The sequence below is a fragment of the Mediterraneibacter butyricigenes genome, from assembly GCF_003574295.1.
In the GTDB taxonomy this organism is placed as follows: Bacteria; Bacillota; Clostridia; order Lachnospirales; family Lachnospiraceae; genus Mediterraneibacter_A; species Mediterraneibacter_A butyricigenes.
Genome location: NZ_BHGK01000001.1, coordinates 684,639 through 708,221, shown reverse-complemented (window position 1 = coordinate 708,221; position 23,583 = coordinate 684,639). Strand labels below are relative to the sequence as shown.

Annotated in this window: 20 protein-coding genes; 14 read left to right on the top strand and 6 right to left on the bottom strand. The window is 41.3% G+C overall.

All coding sequences use genetic code 11. From position 1 onward, the window contains the following. Positions 1–45: 45 nt before the first annotated feature. From malQ to KGMB01110_RS03370, 5 genes are all read right to left on the bottom strand, one after another. The gene (gene malQ, locus KGMB01110_RS03390) at positions 46–1,536 is read right to left on the bottom strand and encodes a 4-alpha-glucanotransferase (RefSeq protein WP_198411021.1); all 1,491 of its coding nucleotides are present in this window, start codon (positions 1,534–1,536) and stop codon (positions 46–48) included. Between the two features lie 11 nt (positions 1,537–1,547). Then, positions 1,548–2,561 carry a LacI family DNA-binding transcriptional regulator gene (locus KGMB01110_RS03385; protein WP_117604081.1) on the bottom strand — a complete coding sequence of 338 codons (1,014 nt, stop codon included), beginning with the start codon at positions 2,559–2,561 and terminating at the stop codon, positions 1,548–1,550. Positions 2,562–2,611: 50 nt separating this feature from the next. Beyond that, positions 2,612–3,445: a carbohydrate ABC transporter permease gene (locus KGMB01110_RS03380; RefSeq protein ID WP_117604082.1), complete on the bottom strand. Its 834-nt coding sequence runs from the start codon at positions 3,443–3,445 to the stop codon at positions 2,612–2,614. Next, positions 3,445–4,287 (bottom strand): carbohydrate ABC transporter permease, encoded by an 843-nt coding sequence (locus tag KGMB01110_RS03375; RefSeq protein ID WP_117604083.1) that lies wholly within the window; start codon positions 4,285–4,287, stop codon positions 3,445–3,447. Before KGMB01110_RS03375 ends, KGMB01110_RS03380 begins: the two co-directional genes overlap by 1 nt. A 71-nt stretch (positions 4,288–4,358) precedes the next feature. After that, positions 4,359–5,687, bottom strand: coding sequence for an ABC transporter substrate-binding protein (locus tag KGMB01110_RS03370; protein ID WP_117604084.1), 1,329 nt, complete (start codon positions 5,685–5,687; stop codon positions 4,359–4,361). Positions 5,688–6,142: 455 nt separating this feature from the next. On the opposite strand from KGMB01110_RS03370, the gene KGMB01110_RS03360 reads away from it, so the two are divergent. From KGMB01110_RS03360 to KGMB01110_RS03315, 10 genes are all read left to right on the top strand, one after another. Continuing rightward, positions 6,143–7,321 carry an ABC transporter ATP-binding protein gene (locus KGMB01110_RS03360; RefSeq protein WP_117604086.1) on the top strand — a complete coding sequence of 393 codons (1,179 nt, stop codon included), beginning with the start codon at positions 6,143–6,145 and terminating at the stop codon, positions 7,319–7,321. A 96-nt stretch (positions 7,322–7,417) separates the two neighbouring features. Beyond that, entirely contained in the window at positions 7,418–9,670 is a 2,253-nt protein-coding gene (locus tag KGMB01110_RS03355; RefSeq protein WP_119297565.1) for a glycogen/starch/alpha-glucan phosphorylase, read from the top strand. Between the two features lie 8 nt (positions 9,671–9,678). Next, positions 9,679–11,598: a BMP family ABC transporter substrate-binding protein gene (locus KGMB01110_RS03350; protein ID WP_119297564.1), complete on the top strand. Its 1,920-nt coding sequence runs from the start codon at positions 9,679–9,681 to the stop codon at positions 11,596–11,598. A gap of 8 nt (positions 11,599–11,606) precedes the next feature. Next, on the top strand, positions 11,607–12,200 hold the full coding sequence (locus tag KGMB01110_RS03345; RefSeq protein ID WP_117604089.1) for a metallophosphoesterase family protein: 594 nt from the start codon (positions 11,607–11,609) through the stop codon (positions 12,198–12,200). A gap of 286 nt (positions 12,201–12,486) precedes the next feature. Beyond that, the gene (gene thrH / locus KGMB01110_RS03340) at positions 12,487–13,089 is read left to right on the top strand and encodes a bifunctional phosphoserine phosphatase/homoserine phosphotransferase ThrH (RefSeq protein ID WP_117889115.1); all 603 of its coding nucleotides are present in this window, start codon (positions 12,487–12,489) and stop codon (positions 13,087–13,089) included. 99 nt (positions 13,090–13,188) lie between these two features. Continuing rightward, positions 13,189–13,980: a shikimate kinase gene (locus KGMB01110_RS03335; protein ID WP_117604091.1), complete on the top strand. Its 792-nt coding sequence runs from the start codon at positions 13,189–13,191 to the stop codon at positions 13,978–13,980. A gap of 305 nt (positions 13,981–14,285) precedes the next feature. Next, positions 14,286–14,762 (top strand): MarR family winged helix-turn-helix transcriptional regulator, encoded by a 477-nt coding sequence (locus KGMB01110_RS03330; protein ID WP_243112659.1) that lies wholly within the window; start codon positions 14,286–14,288, stop codon positions 14,760–14,762. A gap of 27 nt (positions 14,763–14,789) precedes the next feature. Then, positions 14,790–16,961, top strand: a complete 2,172-nt coding sequence (locus tag KGMB01110_RS03325; RefSeq protein WP_119297563.1) for an ABC transporter ATP-binding protein — start codon at positions 14,790–14,792, stop codon at positions 16,959–16,961. Next, positions 16,954–18,792 (top strand): ABC transporter ATP-binding protein, encoded by a 1,839-nt coding sequence (locus KGMB01110_RS03320; RefSeq protein ID WP_174714246.1) that lies wholly within the window; start codon positions 16,954–16,956, stop codon positions 18,790–18,792. Before KGMB01110_RS03325 ends, KGMB01110_RS03320 begins: the two co-directional genes overlap by 8 nt. A 145-nt stretch (positions 18,793–18,937) precedes the next feature. Continuing rightward, positions 18,938–19,501, top strand: coding sequence for a DUF3592 domain-containing protein (locus tag KGMB01110_RS03315; protein ID WP_119297562.1), 564 nt, complete (start codon positions 18,938–18,940; stop codon positions 19,499–19,501). A 76-nt stretch (positions 19,502–19,577) separates the two neighbouring features. Here the strand turns inward: KGMB01110_RS03315 and KGMB01110_RS03310 are convergent, their stop codons facing one another. Then, entirely contained in the window at positions 19,578–19,931 is a 354-nt protein-coding gene (locus tag KGMB01110_RS03310; protein ID WP_117604094.1) for a TetR-like C-terminal domain-containing protein, read from the bottom strand. 571 nt (positions 19,932–20,502) lie between these two features. Between KGMB01110_RS03310 and KGMB01110_RS15510 the strand changes: the two genes are divergently transcribed. The 4 genes from KGMB01110_RS15510 (at position 20,503) to KGMB01110_RS03290 (ending at position 23,412) form a co-directional block, all read left to right on the top strand. Beyond that, positions 20,503–21,303: an MMPL family transporter gene (locus KGMB01110_RS15510; protein WP_279220911.1), complete on the top strand. Its 801-nt coding sequence runs from the start codon at positions 20,503–20,505 to the stop codon at positions 21,301–21,303. 147 nt (positions 21,304–21,450) lie between these two features. Then, positions 21,451–21,825, top strand: coding sequence for a GntR family transcriptional regulator (locus KGMB01110_RS03300; RefSeq protein ID WP_117604095.1), 375 nt, complete (start codon positions 21,451–21,453; stop codon positions 21,823–21,825). A gap of 91 nt (positions 21,826–21,916) precedes the next feature. Next, a complete protein-coding gene (locus KGMB01110_RS03295; RefSeq protein ID WP_119297561.1) occupies positions 21,917–22,765 on the top strand; it encodes an ABC transporter ATP-binding protein in 849 nt (282 codons plus the stop codon). Next, on the top strand, positions 22,765–23,412 hold the full coding sequence (locus KGMB01110_RS03290) for an ABC-2 transporter permease (protein WP_119297560.1): 648 nt from the start codon (positions 22,765–22,767) through the stop codon (positions 23,410–23,412). Before KGMB01110_RS03295 ends, KGMB01110_RS03290 begins: the two co-directional genes overlap by 1 nt. Positions 23,413–23,583: the final 171 nt, after the last annotated feature.

Sequence of the window (23,583 nt, the reverse complement as noted above, 5' to 3'; positions counted from 1 at the left end):
CTAGGATACGGATTTTATATGGATGGCAGAGTGTCCATTTTTATACTATATTTGAGGAAGTCTCTCATATATTCTCATTTCTTCGTATAATCGCTCAGCGAGTTCATCTGAGATATCCTCAGGTCTGCATCGCCAGGTCCAGTTATTTCCCAGTGTAGAGGGGGTATTGAGCCGGGCTTCATGGCCAAGACCAAGAAGATCTTGCATCTGCATGATTGCAGTATCAGAAACACTTGCCCATGCACTACGCATCATGCCCCAATGATATCCTTCCTCTTTGGTCAAGCGAAGGTAACGGATTGCATTGATGGTATCCTCTTTAGGAGCTGTTTCAAACCAGCCATTGATGGTTTCGTTGTCATGGGTGCCAGTATATACGATACAGTTTCTGGTGTAACAATGAGGCAGATAGCCATAACCGGTGTCACGGGTATCAAAGGCAAATTCCAATACTTTCATTCCGGGAAATCCGGTATCATGCAGTAGTTGGTGGACAGAATCCGTTAAAAATCCGAGATCTTCAGCAATGATTGGAAGATCACCGAGTTTTTCTTTTACTGTCTGAAAGAAGTCAATTCCTGGCCCCTTTCGCCAGACACCGTTTTTGGCATTTTTATCTCCGGACGGAATTGCAAAATAGGAATCAAATCCGCGAAAATGATCAATTCTCAATACATCATAGGTTTTCATCTGATGAGCAATTCGCATGATCCACCAGGAATAATCATTTTCTTTCATGAAATCCCAATTAAATAATGGATTTCCCCAGAGTTGTCCATTTTCAGAAAATCCATCCGGAGGACAGCCGGAAATCTCTTTCGGGCGTAAATGTTCATCCAGATAAAATTGTTCAGGATGAGCCCATACATCTGCGCTGTCATCAGAAACATAGATAGGGAGATCCCCAATGATCTGAATGTGATGTTGTCCGGCATATTCTTTTAGTTTTTTCCATTGATGGAAGAAAAGGAACTGGATGGTTTTCCAGAATAAAATATCTTCCGCAAGAGTTGTTTTTAACTTCTCCAATGTATCAGAGTTACGAAGTCTTACCGGTTCCGGCCATTGGGACCATGCAGTTCCGCCAAAATGATTCTTAACAGCCATGTACAAGGCATAATCATCTAACCAGTAAGATTCTGTCTGCATAAATGTAGCCAGACTGTCAGCCATGTTTGCGGAAACGTTTCCGACAGATTTTTTTAGAACAGCAAAACGCTGTTCATATAGTAGTTTATAGTTTATTTTTGTAGGTTCGTCTCCCCAGAAGAGATCTTCATAGTCACTGCTAAGCAGTAATCCTTCTGAAACAAGATCGTCAAGATCAATCATATAAGGATTTCCTGCAAAGGTAGAAGATGACTGATAGGGAGAATCTCCGTATCCGGTTGGACAAATAGGAAGAATCTGCCAGTATGTTTGTCCGGATTTCTCGAGAAACCGGATGAAATCACGTGCGGCCTGACCTAAGGTTCCTATTCCATAAGGGGAAGGAAGAGAAGTAATGGGCATTAAAATACCTGCAGCTCTCACCATGAACCCTCCTTTCAGTTCTCATTAATTTTTTTGACACTTTCTGATTTAACCAATTCATAAGGGATAATCTTATGAACTGCTTTATAGGGATAATGAATCCGCTGTAACATCAGATCAACGCCTTGTTTGGCCATCTGAGAGGTATCCTGGCGGATCGTTGTAAGTCTTGGGATAGAAAAACGGGAGAAGTCAATGCCATCATATCCCACCAGAGAAATATCCTCCGGAATTCTTTTGCCAAGATCTCGAATAGCTCGCATTGCACCAAATGCAATAATATCACCAAAAGCAAAAATTGCAGTCAATGATGGGTTACGTTTTAATAGTTGGAGAGTAGCCTCGTAACCCTCTTCAATAGAATAACGACAAGGTTCAAATTGTAAATCCTGTTGAAAATCCAGATGATGCTTTTTAAATCCGGCAATACAGCCAGTCAGACGTTTGTAGCTGATCTGTGTGTCGGAAAGGTTTCCCCCAAGGATTCCGATATTTGTATGTCCCTGGTCTACCAGATAGTCAATCACTGCTTCAGATGCTGTCGCATCATCTGTCGACAAGGAGGAAAGATTAGGAAACTTCAGATCCTTTCCGCTGTTAGTAAGCAGAACGCAAGGTACATGTATGTGTTTGAAATCTCTTTCAAAATATTCCAGATCCCCGCCGAGAAAAAAGATCCCTTTGGGATTTTTTTCACGACAAAGACTCATGGCATAATTAATTTCATTTGCATCTTCATCTAGGTAGCTGACGCGAGTCTCTTCGTTGTTCTTCAAAAGAAGCTGTTGGATCTGCTCAAGGATTCCGTTAAACAGAATATTTTGATTTCCTTTAACAATAATGGCGATAGAAGAACTGGCTCTCATCTTCAAGTGTTTTGCGTTGGAATTGGGCTGGAAATTCGTCTCCTCAATAACCTCCATAATCCGCCGTCGTGCCTTGTCGCTGACATCCGGATGATTATTTATAACCCGTGATACAGTACTAATGCCATATCCGGATAACTGTGCGATGTCTTTGATCGTCATAAGAAAAATCCTTTCTTCTAATAATAGTTAAAAATAGATTATGACATATTTTAACCCTTTACAGCACCTGCGGCAACTCCTTTTATGATATATTTTTGACAACTTAAGTAGAATACAATGACAGGGATGATTGCCATGATCAGGCATGCCATAATGGCTCCCATATCTACACGTCCATAACTTCCTTTCATATATTGTACAACGATAGAAATCGTTTTATATTTTTTAATATCCAGGACAAGATAAGGAAGAAGGAAGTCATTCCAGATCCACATAGCTTCCAGAATACCAACAGAGATATAAGTCGGTTTCATAATAGGAAGTACCACTGAAAAAAATGTTTTGATTGGATTACACCCATCAATCATAGCTGCCTCTTCAATTTCAATTGGAATTGATTTCACAAAACCGCAAAACATAAAGACCGCCAGTCCGGCACCGAAACCGAGATAAACGATTACGATTCCCCAAGGAGTATTCAGATGAAGAGAATCTGCTGTTCCGGATAGGGTAAACATAACCATCTGGAATGGTATAACCATAGAAAATACACATAAAAGATAGATTAGTTTTGTCAGTTTGTTCTTTACTCTGGTAATGTACCAGGCACACATAGAGCAACATACCAGAATTACAACTACAGAAATAACTGTGATAAATAATGTCCAGCCAACTGCTTTTATAAATTCATATTTTGTAATACTTGTGATGTAGTTTTCAAAACCTGTATAACTCTTCTCATCAGGCAGTGAAAATGGTGAAAGACTGATAAAAGCTTTTTTCTTAAAAGAATTCATCAAAACGATAAAAATCGGTGCCACGAAAAGAATAGAGATTATGGTGAAAAAGAGAGTGGCAAAAATACCGCTTGTTTTATTTTTCATTATTGCTGAACCTCCTTATCTCTGGTTGCGCGAAGCTGAATCAGACCAATTGCTACTACGATCACAAAGAAGATCACTGCTTTTGCCTGACCAACTCCTTCAAATCCTACACGGCCGTAAAATGTATCATAAATGTTTAATGCCATCATTTCTGTCTGATGCATTGGTTCACCGGAAGTCAGTGAAAGGTTCTGGTCAAACAGTTTGAAAGAATTTGTGATTGTTAAGAATGTACAGATAGTGATGGAAGGCATCATCATTGGGATGGTGATTTTAAACAGACGTTGTCTTGCATTCGCACCATCAATCATTGCTGCTTCATTCAATGACCCTGGGATTGCCTGAAGACCTGCGATATAGACGATCATCATGTAACCAATTTGCTGCCAGCAGATCAGGATCACCAGACCCCAGAAACCAAATTTTGCATTCAATTTTAATGCCAGATCAAACTTGCCAAGAATACCATCGAAGATTAACTGCCATACATAACCAAGAACGATACCACCGATCAGGTTAGGCATAAAAAATACGGTACGGAAAATATTTGTTCCCCTGATCTTCTGTGTGAGTGCAAGTGCAACAGCAAATGCAAGCACATTGATCAGTATTAAAGTGACAATTGCAAAAGCAGTTGTAAAAGAAAATGCATGTGTAAATGTATTATCAGAGAAAGCTTTTACATAGTTTTCAAGTCCTACAAAAGAGGCATCTTTGATAGTTGTGAAATCACAGAAGGAAAGATAAATGCCTTCCAGGAAAGGAACGATAAATCCAATCATGAAAGCTGCCATAGTAGGAACCAGAAAAATTGGCCAATAACGTTTGATTGATTTTTCCATAATATCCCTCTTTGAATGAAAACAGGGGAGCAGTATGCTCCCCCTGCAATGGTAAGTTGCTTTGTGAATAATTATTTGCTTGCTGCGGCTTCTTTTGCCCATCCATCTACGAATGCAGATTTAACAAGATCCCAGTTACTGTCTGTCTGATCGGATGCGTAAGTTGTAAGTGCAGAACCAAGGTCATTCTTCCACTGCTCAGAAGGCATCGTAGAGAAGTTCCAAGAAACAGGAGTTTTTCCTTCGCTTACATAATCATTTGCAATGTTTACAAGTGGATTAGATGATTCAAGATTTCCATTGAATGGAATTACAAATCCCATACCATCTGCACCGGAAGGCATAGCGTCTGCTGTACCGCACATTGCTTTTGTACCTGTTTCAGAAGTTACACACCAGTTCATGAAATCGAGAGTAGCCTGAATATCATCTTCAGAAGCTTTCTTGTTTACACACCAGTAGTTCTCAGTACCGGTACAAAGTCCCTGGTCTTCTTCACCTTCTACACCAATATAAATAGGAAGCATTCCGAGATTATCATCTCCGATATCAGCGATATCAGAATATGCCCATGTACCATTCTGGTAGAAGACTGCCTGCTCTGTTACGAATTCAGAAATTGCATCATCGGCTGTCTTGGTACTTAACTGTTTTGGACTGCATGTGGCATTATTGATGTACAGATTCCAGATGTTACGGTAGTTATCGAGGTAAGTACCTTTAATCGCATCTGTATTGTCAATTCCGTCTGCTTTGTATTCATAGTAGATAGGAAGGTTAGCAAGATGTGTTTTAAATCTCCAGTCAGAAGAACCATCCATTCCGGCAGATGTAAATGCTGAGAATCCTAACTCATCTTTTCTGTTTGTGATATCTTCTGCAACTTTTTTAAGGTCATCAAATCCTTTGATATCATCCTGTGAATATCCTGCTTTTTTCAGTAATTCTTTGTTATAGATGATACCGTAAGATTCAACGGCGTATCCGATACCATATACTGCATCTCCCTCCTTTAATGCAAAATCATCAGAAGTAAGTTCTTTATAAACATCTGAACCAGAGAGATCATAGCAGTAATCTTTCCATGAGGACAGACCAACAGGTCCATTTACCTGGAATAATGTAGGGGCTTTTGATTTACCCATCTCACTCTTTAGTGTAGTTTCATACTGGTTGGAAGCAGCAGTAACAACTTCTACCGTTACTCCAGTCTCCTTTGTGTACTCTTCAGCAAGTTCCTGCCACTGTGCATCTGCTTCCGGCTTGAAATTCAGATAGTAAACAGATCCTTTTGCATCACTTTTTGCTTCTTTCTTGCTGTCAGAACTGCCGCAACCGGTTATCATGGATGCGGTCATCAGAACTGCCAGTCCAGCTGCCATCAATCTTTTCTTTTTCATAAAATGAATCCTCCTTGAATATAATATGGTTGATTGAAATGGGAGTTTTTTGAAAAGCCCAACTTTCGGAACTGTTTCCGAAAACGTTTCCATTTGTTGGCTTCATCATAGCACTATAGATAAGAAAAAACAATGAAAAACAGTAGAAAATGATAAATTTGTTGGAAAATACTTAAAATGATGCTTCAAAATTGTGCAAAACAGACAAGAATAGTCGAATTTTTAAAAATGAATTGCGAAAATAAAAGTTCTGGTTTATACTTCGAAAAAAATAAATATTTAAATCCGCCCGGATGCAACACTCCACTCATTGTTGCATTTTCAGGGAAAGAAAAGGAGGAAATCCGTCAGGCTTGCGGTGCGACAGTGTGGAGACCTGTCGTAATGTGACGCGGAAGAAATCGCCGGTTACGAGATGATACGTTGCGGAGGCAGTGTCATTAAAGTCTTAATTTATGGCAGAGGTAAGTTTAAAGCACATTAAAAAAGTTTACCCGAACACAGAGAAAAAGAGAAAAAAGGGTTCATCCGAGAAGAAGAGTAATCTTTTAGTGACCGAGGAAGGGGTTGTAGCTGTCCAGGACTTCAATCTGGATATCAAGGATAAAGAGTTTATTGTACTTGTTGGTCCTTCCGGATGTGGAAAGTCAACAACTCTGCGTATGGTAGCAGGACTGGAAGAAATCACAGACGGTGAGCTCTTTATTGATGGCAAGAAAATGAATGATGTGGAACCTAAGGACAGAGATATCGCAATGGTATTTCAGAGTTATGCTCTGTATCCACATATGACTGTCCGTGAGAATCTGGAATTCCCATTAAAGCTTAGGAAGATGCCAAAGGATGAAATTAACAGGAAAGTAGATCAGGCAGCAGAAATACTTGGAATCACACAGTATCTGGACCGTAAACCCAAAGCTTTATCAGGAGGGCAGCGTCAGCGAGTTGCAATTGGACGTGCAATCGTGCGAGAACCAAAAGTACTTTTGATGGATGAACCGTTATCCAATCTGGATGCAAAACTACGGAATCAGATGCGTGCAGAGCTCATCAAATTGCGTCAGGGAATTAATACTACTTTCATGTATGTGACGCATGATCAGACAGAAGCCATGACGCTGGGAGATCGTATTGTGATCATGAAAGACGGAGTTGTGCAGCAGATCGGAACTCCGCAGGAAGTATTTGATCATCCGGTGAATCTGTTTGTGGCAGGATTTATCGGTATGCCACAGATGAATTTCTTCGATGCAGAATTGATCGAGAATGCGGGAAAATATCAGGTGGAAGTTGAGGGGATTAAAGTAGAATTGTCGGAAGAAAAGGAGAAGAATCTGGCAGCAAAAGGTGTAAAGTCCCAGAAGGTCACGCTTGGCATACGCCCGGAGCATATTTCTTTGGCGAAGCCTGGATCACAGTCAGTTACAGGCATGATCGAAGTATCTGAGATGATGGGAAGTGCAATTCATCTGCATGCTACAGCAGCAGGAAAGGATACGATTATCATCGTGCAGACAATGGATCTGAATGGAAAAAATCTTTCAGATCTTTCAATCGGAAAAGAAGTATCTTTTACATTCCGCGGAAGTGAAGTACATGTATTTGATCAGAATGGATTTAATCTGGAAGTATAAGATGAATGAGTAAGGGGCGGGAATACCCGCCTCTTTTTTTGAAAACACATAAAAATTAAAATAGCATGCTATATAAAATGGAAAGGGTGAAAGTTGATGAACCTGAAAATAGAATTAGAAAAGAAACTTCAAAATCCAATCGCAGACAGTAGTAATGAAGAATTATATGTGGCATTGCTTCAGTTGATAAAAGATCAGGGTAAAAAAAAAGTAACGGAAAAAGGAAAGAAAAAGCTTTATTATATTTCAGCAGAATTTCTGATCGGCAAATTGTTGTCTAATAACCTGATCAACCTCGGGATCTATGAGGAAGTAAAACAACTTCTGGAAAAAGAAGGTAAATCTTTAGAGGTTTTGGAAGAGATAGAGCCGGAACCATCTCTGGGAAATGGAGGTCTGGGACGTCTGGCTGCATGTTTTCTGGATTCCATTGCTACTCTGGGGCTTCATGGAGATGGTGTGGGCTTAAATTATCATTATGGTCTGTTTAAACAGCTGTTTGAAAACAATCTACAGAAAGAGACACCAAATCCGTGGATGACAGAAGATAGCTGGCTGATCAAAACAGATGTAACTTATCCGATTGACTTTGGAGGTTTCCGCGTACAGTCAAGACTATATGATATAGATGTTTTGGGATATGAGAACCGTACGACAAAGCTGCATTTGTTTGATATTGAGACAGTGGATGATGGCATTGTGGGCGAGACGATAGATTTTGATAAAGAAGACATCCGAAAGAATCTGACACTGTTTTTATATCCCGATGATTCTGATGAAAAAGGAAGACTGCTCAGAGTTTATCAGCAATATTTTATGGTAAGCAATGCAGCAAGACTATTGTTAGATGAGAGCGTTGAGAGGGGAAGTAATCTCCATGACCTGGCAGATTATGCAGTTGTCCAGATTAATGATACGCATCCATCAATGGTGATTCCGGAGTTGATCAGACTTCTTCAGGAACGTGGAATTCTGATGGAAGAAGCGATTGACATTGTATCAAAAGTCTGTGCATATACGAATCATACAATCCTGTCAGAAGCTTTGGAAAAATGGCCGATAAACTATCTTGAAAAAGTTGTTCCTCAATTGATGCCGATCATTAGAGAACTGGATAATCGAATTCGTCTGAAAGTCAGTGATGAAAGTACATATATCATCAAAGATGGATTGGTACATATGGCACACATGGATATCCATTATGGTTTCAGTGTCAATGGAGTGGCATACCTCCATACAGAAATACTGAAAAATACAGAATTGCATAATTTTTATAAACTTTATCCGGAGAAATTTAACAATAAGACAAATGGAATTACGTTCAGACGCTGGCTGATATCCTGTAATCCGAAACTGGCAGCACTCATCACGAAATTGATCGGGGAGGGCTGGAAAAAGGATGCAGAAGAGTTGCAAAAATTAGGACAGTATATAGAAAACGAAGAAGTTCTGAAACAACTTCTGGAAGTAAAGCAGGAGAATAAATCTGCACTGGTTGAGTATATAAGGAAAACGCAGGGACAGGAGATCCATCCGGATTCTATTTTTGATATTCAGATTAAGAGACTACATGAATACAAACGTCAGCAGATGAATATTTTATTTGTGATAAATAAATATCTTGAGATAAAAGAAGGTAAGATACCAGAGACTCCGATCACAGTATTTTTTGGTGCGAAGGCAGCACCGGCTTACATAATTGCAAAGGATATTATACATTTAATATTATGTGTGCAGGAGATTGTAAACAACGATCCGCAAGTAAATCCATATCTTCATGTTGTAATGGTAGAGAATTATAATGTAACACTTGCTGAAAAGTTAATTCCGGCATGTGACATTTCTGAACAGATTTCTCTTGCATCCAAAGAGGCGTCCGGTACCGGAAATATGAAGTTTATGTTGAATGGGGCGTTGACGCTTGGAACGATGGATGGAGCAAATCTCGAGATTGAAGAACTGGTAGGATCGGATAATATTTATACATTTGGTGAATCTTCCGATGTTGTGATCGAACGCTATGCAAAAGGGGATTACTCTTCGCGCTCTTATTATGAAAAAAATCCGGCAATAAAAAGAGCTGTAGATTTTATAGTCAGTGAAACGGTGATGAAAGTCGGAAATAAAGAAAATCTTCTGCGTCTGTATCAGGAATTATTGAATAAGGACTGGTTTATGACATTCCCTGATTTCGAATCTTATAAGAAAACACGGGAGAAAGCATATGAAGACTATAAAGACCGTATGAACTGGGCGAAGAAAACTCTGATTAATATCAGCAAAGCAGGATTCTTTTCTTCTGACCGGACAATTGCACAGTATAATAAAGACATCTGGAAGTTACAGTAGAAAAGGATATGGAAGATCAGAAAGGGGTTGAGGAAATGTCATTGGATGATTATAAAAAAGCAAGAAAGCTTGCACAGCGTCAGTCCAGACGGGCGAGTACCAAGGGAGAATCACCATACCTGAAAGTACTGGATACCATTTTGGAGAAACAGGAGACTGCCGGAAATCAGTATCTGGGAATGATGGAGATTCCATTATCATTGGTGATCGGAACCAAAGAAACGGGAAGAAGCATTGCATTTAGTCCGGATTTCCTTCCTCTTTTAGATGAAACATCGGAATTTGCGACAAAGTGGTTGTCCCTTTTTCAATCTCAGATGGAAGAAGGATTGAGAGACCCGGTGACTGTATATGAATACAGAAACAGATTTTACGTGCAGGAAGGAAATAAAAGAGTCAGTATTATGAAATATTTAAAAATGCCGACAATACTTGCAAATGTTACAAGAATACTTCCGGTGCATGACAGTAAAAAAGAAAATGTAGTATATTATGAATTTGTGGAATTTTATAAAAGAACCGGTCTGAATATGATTATATTCCCAGAGCCGGGAAATTATGAGAGTCTGTTGCAGGCAATAGGAAAAGACTGGAACAGTAAATGGAATGAAGAAGAAATTCGGAGACTATCAAGCGTTTTCTACCATTTCGGAATCATGTATGAATCTATGACCGGAGATTTTATACCGGAACATATAGGGACTGCTTTTTTGCGTTGCCTTGAAATTTTTCCATATGAGGAATTGAAAGAAAAAACTTCTGTGGAAATCTGTGAGAAACTGGAAATAATCCGCGAAGAGATAGAACCGGAAGCCCTGGAAGCAGAGGTGGAGCGTGTGATGGAGCCGGAGACAGAAAAAACTCCGATTTTGACCAGACTTCTGGCATCACCGAAGAGAATGATTAAAGTTGCCTTTATTTATGAAGGGAGTACCAATTCCAGTGAATGGAATTATGCACATGAGCTTGGAAGACAACAGTTGGAGGATTCGTTTTCCGGAAGGGTAATTACCAGTGTATATGAAAATATCCAACCCCAGACACCAAGAAGTGAAGTTCTTGAGACAGCTATCGAAGATGGAAATGCAGTGATTTTTACTACGACCGCAACGTTGATGCAGGCATCTGTGCAGACAGCTTTAAAACATCCGGAGATTTACATTTTTAATTGCTCTCTGAATTTTCCGTATAAATCCGTAAGAACGTATCTGACAAGAAATTATGAAATGAAATTTCTGCTGGGCCTTATAGCGGGAGCAGCGGCAGACAGAGAGGGTGTGATCGGATATGAAGAAGATTATCCAATGTATGGAACAATTGCAAATATCAATGCATTTTCGATTGGTGTTCAGATGATGCAGCCGGGAGCGCGGGTAAAATTAATCTGGACAGGGGTGAAAAATTCCAAATCTGAAGAAGAGAAGAAAAAATTGAGGATTATTTCAGCAAAAGAAATGATCAGTAAAAAAGGAACAGAAAGTCCATACGGATTATATTTTCAGGAAAATGGAGAAATCACAAGGATTGCGACCAGCATTATAAACTGGGGGAAATTTTATGAACGGATCATGCAGTATATTCTGGATGGCTCCTGGAAACCAATGGCATACGGTGACAAGAAAACATTAAACTACTGGTGGGGATTATCCGCAGGAGTTGTAGAACTAATCTGTTCAGAAAGGGTTCCGGGCGGAGTAAAACGTATGGCAGAAAGTTTCGCCCAGTTTATTGCAGAAGGGAGCTTTCATCCGTTTGAAGGGAAAATGCGTGATCAGAATGGAAAAATCCATGGAATTGACGGAGAAACATTGGAGGTAGAGGAGTTAGTTACGATGGACTGGCTCTATGAGAATGTGATAGGGCGTATCCCGGAACAGTCAGAATTAGAGGAAGGAGCGAGAGAACTTCTGAAATTACAGGGGTTATAGAAAAGCATATGAAAATACTTGTAATAGCAGATGAAGAATCCAGAAGCCTCTGGGATTATTACACGCCGGATAAATTAAGAGATATTGAACTGATCCTGTCTTGTGGAGATTTGAAACCAGAGTATCTTACCTTTTTAGTGACGATGGCTCATTGTCCGTTATTATATATCCATGGGAATCATGATGGGATATATGAAAGAAAGAAACCGGAAGGCTGTATTTGTATTGAAAATCAAATTTATGAATACAAAGGGATACGGATTCTGGGACTTGGAGGATCTTGCTGGTACAGCGGCGGAGCCCATCAATATACCCAAAAAGAAATGAAACACCGAGTGCAGAAAATGTGGTTGAAAATGAAACAAAAAAAAGGATTTGATATTTTGCTGACCCATGCACCGACCAGAGGAATTAATGATGAAGAAACAACGGCACATCAGGGATTTGAAGTGTTTAAGGAGCTTTTGGAAAAATATTCACCAAAATACCATCTTCATGGACATGTACATTTAAATTACGGAAGAAATTCAAGAGTTGCTAAATATAAGGATACAATTATTATTAACGGCTATCAGTCTTATATTTTTGAATATGAGGGATAGATGAAGCCTTATATACTGCTACACTTGGAAATTTCTTAGAAAGTGGAAATGCAGTAGCGCGAAGAGATATTTTCGGGTATAATAAAGAAAGTTTTTATGTCAGTGGGGATTCACTTACTCCTATGATATGGCTTTGGCCTCCGACAGAGTGCACATTGTCTGAAAGACAGAGAATATGCATCGATTGAAACGGAGTGCAGATCTGCAGAAAATCACATTTCGCAGCAAGAAGGTATAATTTAATCTTTAAAAGGAAGAAAACAGGTTCAGAAAAAGGAGAAAAGTTATGGAAATTGTATGTTTGGATATGGAAGGGGTACTGGTACCGGAGATTTGGATCGCATTTGCAGAGGAGACGGGGATTCCGGAGCTGAAGCGCACGACAAGAGATGAGCCGGATTATGATAAACTGATGAAATATCGAATCGAAATCCTGAAAGAACACGGTCTGGGACTGAAAGAAATTCAGGAGACAATTTCAAAGATCGATCCGTTCCCGGGAGCAAAGGAATTCTTAGACCAGTTGCGGGAACTGACTCAGGTCATCATCTTAAGTGATACATTTTCACAGTTCGCAGGACCTCTGATGAAGAAACTGGGATATCCGACGATTTTCTGTAACTCTCTGGTAGTAGCAGAGGACGGAGAGATTCTGGACTTCAAGATGCGTTGCGAAAAATCAAAATATACAACGGTTAAGGCACTGCAGTCCATCGGTTATGAGACCATTGCAAGCGGTGACAGCCACAATGATCTGGGGATGATTAAGGCAAGCAAGGCTGGTTTCCTGTTCAGAAGTACAGATGCAATCAAAGCGGAATATCCGGAACTTCCGGCTTATGAGACTTACGATGAACTGTTGAATGCGATCAAAGCGGTCCTGGATTAATACATAGGCTTTACTTATGGAAGACTCCCCTGTATAATTGGGGAGAAAAAGTAGGATCCAGGGAGATCCAAAGTAGTACCGAAAGAGAGAAGAAGATAGATGAATGATTTAGAATTGTACAGAGAACAACTGGCAATGTGCGATGAAAAGTTGATGGATGCACTGGCAGAACGTTATGCGATCGTTGAGAAAATCATGGCATATAAAGAAGAATATGGGATGCCGATCCTTCAGCCGAAGCAGGAAGAGAAGCAGAAACGTCGCTTTGAAGACAAGTTGGGACACAATACATATAAAGATGAGATTTATGATGTGTATAAGAGCATCCTGCTGAACAGTAAACGAATCCAGTCCAGAAAGCTGTTTTCTTACAATATTGTTCTGATCGGGTTTATGGGAGCCGGAAAATCTACGGTATCCGAATATTTGAGTGCCATGTTTGCAATGGATGTGGTAGAAATGGATCAGGAGATCGTGGCAAGGGAAGAAATGAGTATCCCGGATATTTTTGATACTTATGGAGAAGAGTATTTCCGAAATCTGGAGACAAAGCTCCTGATTGAAATGCAGGAACGCAAGAATACCATTGTTTCCTGCGGTGGTGGTGCTGCACTTCGGGCTGAAAATGTAAAGGAAATGAAGAAAAACGGAAGAGTTGTTCTTCTGACCGCTCATCCGGAGACCATTTTGGAGCGTGTAAAGGATAGTGAAGACCGTCCGCTTCTCAATGGAAATAAAAACGTGGAATTCATCGATAACTTGATGGAATCCAGAAGAGAGAAATATGAAGCCGCAGCAGACATCGTAGTCCATACTGACAAGAAGGACATCAATACGATCTGTGAGGAAATCATCCAGAAGTTAAGCGAGATGGATGAAAAGACTGTGTAAAGCAGGAAATCTTTTCTATCATGATTTGGAAAAGCAGAAATGAAAGAAGTGAGGGAATCTGTCAATGTGAGACAGATTCTTTTTTTGGGTTTAGCGATGCGCCAAAATCTAAGCTTGTGTAAGATTTTGATGACCGCATATCATTCGGGAGAAGGCACCTGAAACCATTTCCTGTGATTGTGTAAAAAATGTGAAGTTGTAAAAAAGAGTTGACTTTTCAGCGTAACATACCTAGAATATTAGTTAGTTATTTAACTAAATAATAGCTGAATGAGAAATTATTTTGTGAAGAAAGGAATGAAATCATGGATTATAATATGGAAAAGATGTCTGCATTTGCGTTGATGTCATATCTTGTGAGATCTGAGATGATGATGAGCAAACGTTGGTTACAGAATATGGATTTGAAACCACATCAGGCCGGAATCTTATTTATATTGGATCGGGACGGCTCCATGTCTCAGAAGGAACTGGCGCGTGTACTGCGTCAGACACCACCGTCTGTGACAAATGCGATTCAAAAGATGGAGCAGAAAGGATATATTTTACGGAAACCGGATGAGAAAGATCAGCGGATGTTGAGACTACATCTGACGGAGAAAAGTCAGAAATATCTTTCTCAGGTCAAGCAGACATTTCGTCAGATGGAGGCAGAATTGTTTGAAGGAATTTCGAAAGAGGAGAAGGAAGAACTTCGAAAAATCTTGCTTCGAATGCTTCGGAATGTAGAGAAAAACAAGGATAACGACAGAAAGGAAACTTTCGAATCCAGAGAGAAATAAAGACAGCATAAAGAAAGGAAAGACAGCATGAAACGATTATTTAAGTATATGGGAATGTACTGGAAGGCAGTACTTCTCATCTTGCTACTGCTTTGTGGGCAGGCTTACTGCGATCTGTCCCTTCCGGGATATACCTCTGACATTGTCAATGTGGGAATCCAGCAGGGTGGAATCGAAGAGAGTGTTCCAAAAGCAATTTCAAAAGAAAAGATGGGGCAGCTGCTGATGTTCCTGGACGATGATTCAAAACAGGAAGTTCTGGATGCCTATGAAGAGGATGAGACGACTTATGACAAAGAGGCTTATGTTCTGAAGGAGTCTCTTCAGAAGAATGATGAGAAATATAACAATCTGAAAGACCTCTTAAGTATGCCGATGATGGCGTGTACTGCAATGGAATCCGATTCTGCCATGTCAGAGCAGGTGCAGCAGATGATGGAGGCAGCACAGCATAATCCACAGATTCTGCAACAAACTATGGGACAAATGGAAGAAAAGTTTGGAGATCTTCCGGATACGATTTTGGATCAGGCGGCGATTAGCTATGTAAAAGGGGCTTATCAGGATCTGGGAATGAACATGGCTCATATCCAGCTTCAGTATCTGTTTACTACGGGTGCTAAGATGCTGGCTCTTGCATTTTGTGGCATGGGTATCAGTATACTGGTTGGACTTTTGGCTTCCAGAGTCGGAGCCAGCGCTGGACGGGATCTGAGAAGCAGAGTGTTCCGAAAAGTGGTTGGATTTTCCAACAATGAGTTTGATCATTTCTCTACAGCGTCTCTGATTACCAGAAGTACCAATGATATTCAGCAGATCCAGATGCTGATGGTCATGTTGCTTCGAATTGTGCTCTATGCACCGATCCTGGCAATTGGCGGTGTGTATAAAGTATTTCAGACCAATGTTTCTATGTCCTGGATCATTGCATTGGCCGTGATTTTGATCGGACTGGTGGTTCTGGTACTCTTTACAGTGGCGATGCCGAAATTCAAGAGTATGCAGACATTGGTTGATAAATTGAATCTGGTAACTCGGGAGATTTTGACCGGTCTGTCGGTAATTCGTGCATTTGATACGGAGAAGCATGAGGAAGAACGGTTTGATCAGGCCAATCGAAATCTGACAAAGACCAATCTGTTTGTAAACCGTGCGATGACCTTTATGATGCCGGTGATGATGTTAATTATGAATGGAGTTTCTGTCCTGATTGTCTGGACTGGTTCTCACGGAATCAGCGACGGACAGATGCAGGTAGGCGACATGATGGCATTTATCCAGTATACGATGCAGATTATCATGGGATTTTTAATGATCTGTATGATCTCAATCATGTTGCCAAGAGCAGCTGTGTCTGCAGAACGTGTGGATGAAATTCTGACCAGTGAGACGATGATCCATGATCCGGAACAACCAAAGAGACTGACGGATGCGGAAAAAGGAGTCCTGAAATTTGATCATGTGTCCTTCCGGTATCCGGGGGCAGAAGAAGAGGTGCTTTCCGATATCAGTTTTACGGCAGAGCCTGGTAAAACTACGGCAATCATCGGAAGTACCGGAAGCGGAAAATCAACACTTCTGAATCTGATTCCGAGATTTTACGATGTGACAGAGGGTAAGATTACGTTAGGTGGCAAAGATATCCGGGATATTTCCCGGAGAGATCTGAGAGAGGAATTGGGATATGTTCCACAGAAGGGAGTCCTTTTTTCCGGAACCATAGGTTCCAATATTATGTATGGAAATCCGAACGGCAGTGAGCAGGAGATGATCGAGGCGGCACAGGTTGCCCAGGCAGAAGAGTTCATCGAGACAAAGAAACACAGATATGAAAGTCATATTGCTCAGGGAGGTGCCAATGTGTCCGGTGGACAGAAGCAGCGACTTTCCATTGCAAGAGCAATTGCAAAACATCCACAGGTATTCCTGTTTGATGACAGTTTTTCTGCATTGGATTACAAGACAGATGCCGTACTCAGACAGGCGTTAAAAGAACATACGGAAAATGCAACGGTGCTGATTGTGGCACAGCGAATCAGTACCATTCTTCATGCGGATCAAATTTTGGTCCTGGATGACGGAAAGATTGCCGGAGCAGGAACCCATGAGGAATTGTTGAAGAGCTGTGAAGTATATCAGCAGATTGCTGCTTCGCAGTTGTCGGAGGAAGAATTGAAAGGAGGTGCCGCAAATGAGTAACAGACCGGTAGGAAGACCGATGGGTGGTCGAAGAATGAATCGTATGGGCGGTGGAGAAAAAGCAAAAGACTTCCGCGGAACGATTCAGAAACTTTTGAAATACATGAGTGTCTACAAAGTGGAAGCATTTTTTGTTCTGATCTTTGCAGTGGGCGGTACCGTTTTTAATATTGTAGGCCCGAAGATTTTGGGAAAAGCGACGACGGAGATTTTTAATGGTTTGGTCAGCAAAGTTTCCGGTGGAGATGGGATGGATTTTCAGAAAATCGGAACCATCCTTCTGACGGCATTGGGGCTTTATCTTGCAAGTTCTCTGTGCTCCTTGATTCAAGGCTATCTGATGACAGGAATTTCACAGAAGACGACCTATCGGCTTCGAAAAGATATTTCAGAGAAAATCAATAAGATGCCGATGAATTATTTTGATACCAAACCATTCGGAGATGTGCTCTCCCGTGTCACGAATGATGTAGATACATTGGGACAAAGTTTAAATACCAGTGCGACGCAAATGATTACCTCAGTGACTACGATTATCGGTGTTTTGATTATGATGTTGTCCATCAGCCCACTGATGACTCTGATTGCAATATTGATTCTTCCGATTTCGGTTTTATTTATCTCATTGATCATGAAACACTCTCAGGGATATTTCCGAGATCAGCAGAACTTCCTGGGACAGGTCAATGGTCAGGTGGAAGAGATTTATTCCGGTCACAATATTGTGAAAGCATTTAATAAAGAAGAGGAAACCATTGCGACCTTTGAAGAGACAAACCAGAAGCTCTATCATTCGGCATGGAAATCGCAGTTCCTGTCCGGACTGATGATGCCAATCATGCAGTTCGTGGGAAATCATGGGTATGTAGGTGTGGCGATTCTCGGAGGTTATCTGGCAATCCAGGGAAAGATTGAAGTTGGAGATATCCAGTCCTTTATTCAGTATGTACGGAACTTTACCCAGCCGATCCAGCAGGTGGCTCAGGTGGCAAATATGCTCCAGTCAACGGCAGCGGCTTCCGAGCGTGTCTTTGAATTTCTGGAGGAAGAGGAAGAAGTACAGACCGTGGAACATCCGGTATCACCGGAGGGGCTGGAGGGAAATGTGGAATTTGATCATGTGCAGTTTGGATATAACTCAGACCGGATTATTATCCACGATTTCTCTGCAAAGGTAAAAGAGGGACAGAAAATTGCAATCGTAGGACCGACAGGTGCTGGAAAGACCACTATGGTAAAATTACTGATGCGGTTCTATGATGTCAACAAAGGAGCCATTCTGGTGGATGGCCATGACATCCGGGATTTCAACCGGGCAGATTTGCGACAGATGTTTGGAATGGTGTTACAGGATACCTGGCTGTTCCATGGAACGATTATGGAAAATATCCGGTATGGTAATTTAAATGCGACGGACGAAGAAGTAATCGAGGCAGCAAAAGCAGCCAGAGTTCACCGGTTTGTTCAAACTCTGCCGGGCGGTTATCAGATGGAATTAAATGAAGAGGCAAGTAATGTCTCCCAGGGACAGAAACAGCTTCTGACCATTGCAAGAGCCATTCTGGCAGATCCGAAGATTCTGATTCTGGACGAAGCCACCAGTTCGGTAGATACCAGAACGGAAGTGCAGATCCAGAAAGCAATGGATGCGTTGATGAAGGGAAGAACCAGTTTTATCATTGCACATCGTCTTTCTACGATCCGGGATGCAGATTGCATTCTGGTTATGAAAGACGGTGATATTATCGAGCAGGGAAACCACGAAGAATTGCTTGCAAAAGGTGGATTCTATGCGGAACTTTACAAGTCACAGTTCAGTAAAACAGCGTAAAATTTATTAGCATGCTATATAAATGAAAGAAAGTTGCAGATCCGGTGAAAGAGGAAAATGTACAGAAATGTGCAGAAAAATTTTCATCGGATCTGTGACTTTTTTGTTTTAAGTATTTATGATAAAATGAAAAAAATGTGAGAAAGTGAGAGGACAGATAACGGATATTGAGATTATAAAGTTGGTATTTGGAATTCTTCTGGGAATCGGAGGGCTGGTACTGGTGGTGTTGGCATTTCTGATTGGTTATAAATATCTGGTGCAGGAGTCAAGGTGTACAGCAAGAATCAGAGGAACGGTGATCCGATATACCCGGGCATATTACGGAGGAGAAGACAGCGGCGTTCATCTTCCGGTAGTGTCTTATGCGGTGGACGGTGAAGAATATACGGTGACCGGACCAAAATATAAGGCCTATGTGACGCATACTAGGCGAAGTCCACTGACGGAAAACAGGATGGAATATGAAGAAAAAGGACAGGTATTCCGGGTGTATAATTACATCAATTCTGTGGCAGGAAGGTATTATAATCCTATGGAAGAACTGTATCCGCTGCATTCGCAGTTGGATGTATATTATGACCCGGATCATCCGAAATGTGCTTATGTTCTCAGATACTGTAATAATAAATGGATCTTCTGGCTGCTGTTCCTGATGGGACTGCTGATGTGGGCTGCGGATGTGGCAATCCAGATAGTTCTCGTGTAAGAATTCAGGCGGAAAACACCCGGATATTATCACAGTTAAATCAGGCAGAAAGTGCCGGTATGTGGTTGCGGTTCATTCAGGCGGAAAGTACCCGGATTCCGTCGCGGATAATATCACGAGAGAGAATTGCCATTTCTTCCGCAGATTCTTTCATGCCGGAATTCAACCAGTCATTGACCAGGGCAACACAGCCGGACACGATAAAGGAGCAAAAATAGTCATAAGTTTTTGCTTCTTTTTTTGTGAAGATTTCCATCCAGTGATCAATGCAACAGGAGCGGACAACGTCATTTAAGCTGTTTATAAAGGAAAGAGTTCCGTTTTCACCAAGAAGCAGGGAAATCCAGGCAGTGTGTTCGGAAACATAATCATAAAGAACTTCCAGGATCACCAGCGGATTGTCGTTGATCTCACGGGCAGGGTGTGCCATCAGGATTTCACGAAGGCTCTGGACACGATGTATGAAGAATACGATCAGGAAGTTCCGAATCTTCGTGTGATGCTCTATGATGTATCCATAGCAGAGGCGTTGGACTATAAGAAACAGATTGAACAGGTCGATGGTGTGGAAGAAGTGACCTGGCTGGATGATAAGATAAGTGTGTCGGTTCCGTTGGAAATGATGGATCAGGATACGGTAGACACCTGGTATAAGGATGGAAATGCGTTATATCAGATTACCATAGATGAGACTAATGGGAAAAAAGTGATTGATGAGATTCGTGACATCATCGGGGACGATAACTGTATGGATGGAACTGCAGTGAATGATGCACTGGCTCCGGTACAGACTTCCAATGAGATAGCAAAAATCATGCTGTTTGTGTTGCCGCTAGTGTTCCTAATCCTGATTCTTACGACCACCTCCTGGTTTGAACCGGTTCTGTTCCTGATTACCATTGGATTGGCAATTATGTTGAATCGGGGAACCAATCTGATGTTTGGAAACCATTTCCTTTGTAACAAATGCAGCAGGCGGAATCTTACAGTTGGCGGTATCCATGGACTATGCCATCTTCATTTTACATCGGTTTGTCGAGAATCGACAGGCAGGAGAAAAGGTGCAGGATGCCATGGTGGATGCGGTCAAACAGTCAGTGGGAAGTGTACTTTCCAGTGGATTGACGACAGTCAGTGGATTTGCGGCATTGATTCTGATGCGGTTTCGGATCGGTCCGGATATGGGATGGGTGATGGCAAAGGCAATTGTCCTCAGCCTGTTTTCCGTACTGTGTTTCCTTCCGGCACTGACCATGATTTCTTATAAACTGATTGATAAGACACAGCATCGTTCTTTTGTTCCGAAATTTGAGAAGTTCAGTACAGCGGTTTTAAAAGTACGGGTTCCGGTGTTAACGGTATTTGTTCTTATTCTGATTCCGTGTATCTGGGTGCAGAACAATAACAGCTTCTATTATGGAAGCAGTCAGGTATACAGCAGTGAAGCAACTCAGATGGGACGGGATATGAACGCGATCCTGTTTACAGACAGGTATCTCGGAAAACGAAAACAATCTTCCAGAAAACAGGCAGCCTGGGAAACGGTCAAAGACTGTACGATCTCCATTTTTACGTCTGCTTCAATTCTGACGATTGCGGGAACCATTCTGGGAATTGTTTCAACTAATCTGGTATTAAGCCAGTTGGGAACTTTAGTAGGTCGCGGGGCGACGATTTCCTTCATTCTGGTTATTTTCGTATTGCCGACACTTTTAATGCTGTTTGACAAATGCATTGAAAAGACGACCTGGCATGCGTCCTTCTATAAAGAAGAAAAGAAGAAAATCAGTTTAAAAGTATAGGGCTGAAACAGAAGATAGATTTTTTGGATAAACAGTATATAACAGTTGACAACGGATGTTAACTGTTATATACTGTTTATTGTTGACAGATATCCGAATTCCTTTGAGAGAATTTGAACAAGGTTGAGGATAAAGGAGAAGTTGAATATGCATATTATTTTAAACCATTCCTCCATGGTACCGATTTATGAACAGTTGGTGGAACAGATCAAAACAGAGATCTTACAGTCGAGACTGTCAGAAGGAGAAGTCCTTCCTTCGGTCAGAAAGCTGTCTGCAGAGCTTCGGATCAGTTCCCTGACAGTGAAAAAAGCCTATGACAGGCTGGAAGAAGAAGGATTCGTTACAACAGTTCACGGAAAAGGAACTTTTGTGACCGCAACGGATCAACAGGTTGCCGTGGAGGCGAGAAGAAAAGCAGTGGAAGAGGAATTTGAGAAAGCCATCGACCGCGCGGAAAATATCGGCATGAGTAAGGAGGAAATCCTGGAAGTTGTAAAACTTTTGCTGGAAGAAAGCTGAAAAAGGGATATTCAGAAAGAATCATTCGGATAGGAAAGTAGAAAGAACTATATTTGGAAGGAATGGAAGAAAAAATTCAGGGAGAATGTATATGATCAGGATGGAGCAGGTACAGAAAACATACGGAACGTTTCAGTTTCAGGTATCTATGGAGATTCCACAGGGACGGATCACCGGATTTGTGGGGAAGAACGGGGCAGGCAAGAGTACGGCAATCAAGTTGATTCTTGGGCTGATCCGACCGGAAGCGGGAAAAGTTCAGGTCTTTGGAATTCCGGCGGAGAAGTTGACACCGTCTGACAAGCAGAAAATAGGAGTATCACTGGCAGAAGCGGGTTTCAGTGTACAATTGACGGTTCAGGATATTGAGAAGATTCTCGGGAAAATGTATCCGAAATTTAATGCGGAACTTTTCCAGAGAAAATGCAGAGAATTTCGGATCCCATATCAGAAGAAACTGAAAGAATTTTCCACAGGAATGAAAGCAAAATTGCGGGTATTGATTGCGCTAACTCATGGAGCCAGGTTATTGGTATTAGACGAACCTACCGCAGGAATGGATGTGGAAGCCAGACAGGAGGTCCTGGATTTACTGCGGGAGTATATGGCGGAGGATGAGACGCGAACGCTTCTGATCACTTCTCATATTTCTTCAGATCTGGAAACTTTGTGTGATGATATTTATCTGATTCATGACGGGAAGATTCTTCTGAATGAAGAGACGGATCAGATCCTAGATCATTACGGAATCCTGAAAGTCAGTGAAGAACAGTTTGGAACACTGGATCAGGAGTATCTGATCAAATGTCAGAAAGAGCCTTATGGATATGCCTGTTTTACGAAAGATAAACAATATTATCAGGAAAATTATCCGGGAATTGTTGTGGAACAAGGTGGAATTGATGAGTTGATTTTAATGATGACGGGAGGGTATCACTAATGCGTGGACTGTTTGAAAAAGATTTTCGACTGCTCTGTCAGAACAGACAGACGTTGGTTTTGTTTCTTATGATGGCAGGATTTCTGGGATTGACGCAGAACGGGACATTTGTGTTAGGATACTTATCTTTTACATTTTCTATTTTGCTGACGTCTACGATTTCCTATGACGAAATGGATCAGGGATTTGAGTTCCTGATGACGCTGCCGGTTACGCCAAAAACTTATGTAAAAGAAAAGTATGGATTTTGCACAGTAGGTGTAATATTTTCCGTAGTATTATCCGGAATCATATATCTGATTGTAAAAGGAATTCATGGAGAGCAGATCCTGCTTGGGGAAGAGCTTCTGACGGTTCTGATCTTTGTACCGATTGTCTGGTGTGTGATTGCGATTATGGTGCCGATACAGTTGAAATTCGGAGCGGAAAAGGGAAGAATTGCAATCCTCATGGTTTATGGTGGCAGCGCATTTCTGCTTTATTTTGTTTTGAAATGGATCGGGGAGGAAAACGTAAAACTAATGACAAACTTTCTAAATCAATGGAAGCCAGAGGCTTTGGTGCTCGGGGGATTTCTGCTCAGTGGTTTGGTGTTGGTGATTTCCTATGGAATCAGCAGGAGAATCATGGAGCAAAAAGAGTATTAAATCGAGAGGAAAAGTGTGAGGATTTTACCGAAGTGGTGAGATCCTCTTTTTTTCGCGAGCGACAAGCCAAAGTCTGAGCTTGCATAAGACTTTGGATGTGCTAAGTGCAGGTGGCGCTTGTTCGGCCCTGAACGGAGTGAAACGTAGACGCCATGATAACTTGAGAAACAT

Excerpts from the sequence above, each read along its gene's own strand:
- malQ (WP_198411021.1), bottom strand. The coding sequence starts at position 1,536 with ATGGTGAGAGCTGCAGGTATTTTAATGCCCATTACTTCTCTTCCTTCC.
- KGMB01110_RS03345 (WP_117604089.1), top strand. The coding sequence starts at position 11,607 with ATGAAAATACTTGTAATAGCAGATGAAGAATCCAGAAGCCTCTGGGAT.
- KGMB01110_RS03310 (WP_117604094.1), bottom strand. The coding sequence starts at position 19,931 with ATGGCACACCCTGCCCGTGAGATCAACGACAATCCGCTGGTGATCCTG.
- KGMB01110_RS03385 (WP_117604081.1), bottom strand. The coding sequence starts at position 2,561 with ATGACGATCAAAGACATCGCACAGTTATCCGGATATGGCATTAGTACT.
- KGMB01110_RS03330 (WP_243112659.1), top strand. The coding sequence starts at position 14,286 with ATGGATTATAATATGGAAAAGATGTCTGCATTTGCGTTGATGTCATAT.
- KGMB01110_RS03370 (WP_117604084.1), bottom strand. The coding sequence starts at position 5,687 with ATGAAAAAGAAAAGATTGATGGCAGCTGGACTGGCAGTTCTGATGACC.
- KGMB01110_RS03355 (WP_119297565.1), top strand. The coding sequence starts at position 7,418 with ATGAACCTGAAAATAGAATTAGAAAAGAAACTTCAAAATCCAATCGCA.
- thrH (WP_117889115.1), top strand. The coding sequence starts at position 12,487 with ATGGAAATTGTATGTTTGGATATGGAAGGGGTACTGGTACCGGAGATT.
- KGMB01110_RS03320 (WP_174714246.1), top strand. The coding sequence starts at position 16,954 with ATGAGTAACAGACCGGTAGGAAGACCGATGGGTGGTCGAAGAATGAAT.
- KGMB01110_RS03360 (WP_117604086.1), top strand. The coding sequence starts at position 6,143 with ATGGCAGAGGTAAGTTTAAAGCACATTAAAAAAGTTTACCCGAACACA.
- KGMB01110_RS03295 (WP_119297561.1), top strand. The coding sequence starts at position 21,917 with ATGATCAGGATGGAGCAGGTACAGAAAACATACGGAACGTTTCAGTTT.
- KGMB01110_RS03375 (WP_117604083.1), bottom strand. The coding sequence starts at position 4,287 with ATGGAAAAATCAATCAAACGTTATTGGCCAATTTTTCTGGTTCCTACT.
- KGMB01110_RS15510 (WP_279220911.1), top strand. The coding sequence starts at position 20,503 with ATGGACTATGCCATCTTCATTTTACATCGGTTTGTCGAGAATCGACAG.
- KGMB01110_RS03290 (WP_119297560.1), top strand. The coding sequence starts at position 22,765 with ATGCGTGGACTGTTTGAAAAAGATTTTCGACTGCTCTGTCAGAACAGA.
- KGMB01110_RS03325 (WP_119297563.1), top strand. The coding sequence starts at position 14,790 with ATGAAACGATTATTTAAGTATATGGGAATGTACTGGAAGGCAGTACTT.
- KGMB01110_RS03335 (WP_117604091.1), top strand. The coding sequence starts at position 13,189 with ATGAATGATTTAGAATTGTACAGAGAACAACTGGCAATGTGCGATGAA.
- KGMB01110_RS03350 (WP_119297564.1), top strand. The coding sequence starts at position 9,679 with ATGGAAGATCAGAAAGGGGTTGAGGAAATGTCATTGGATGATTATAAA.
- KGMB01110_RS03300 (WP_117604095.1), top strand. The coding sequence starts at position 21,451 with ATGCATATTATTTTAAACCATTCCTCCATGGTACCGATTTATGAACAG.
- KGMB01110_RS03380 (WP_117604082.1), bottom strand. The coding sequence starts at position 3,445 with ATGAAAAATAAAACAAGCGGTATTTTTGCCACTCTCTTTTTCACCATA.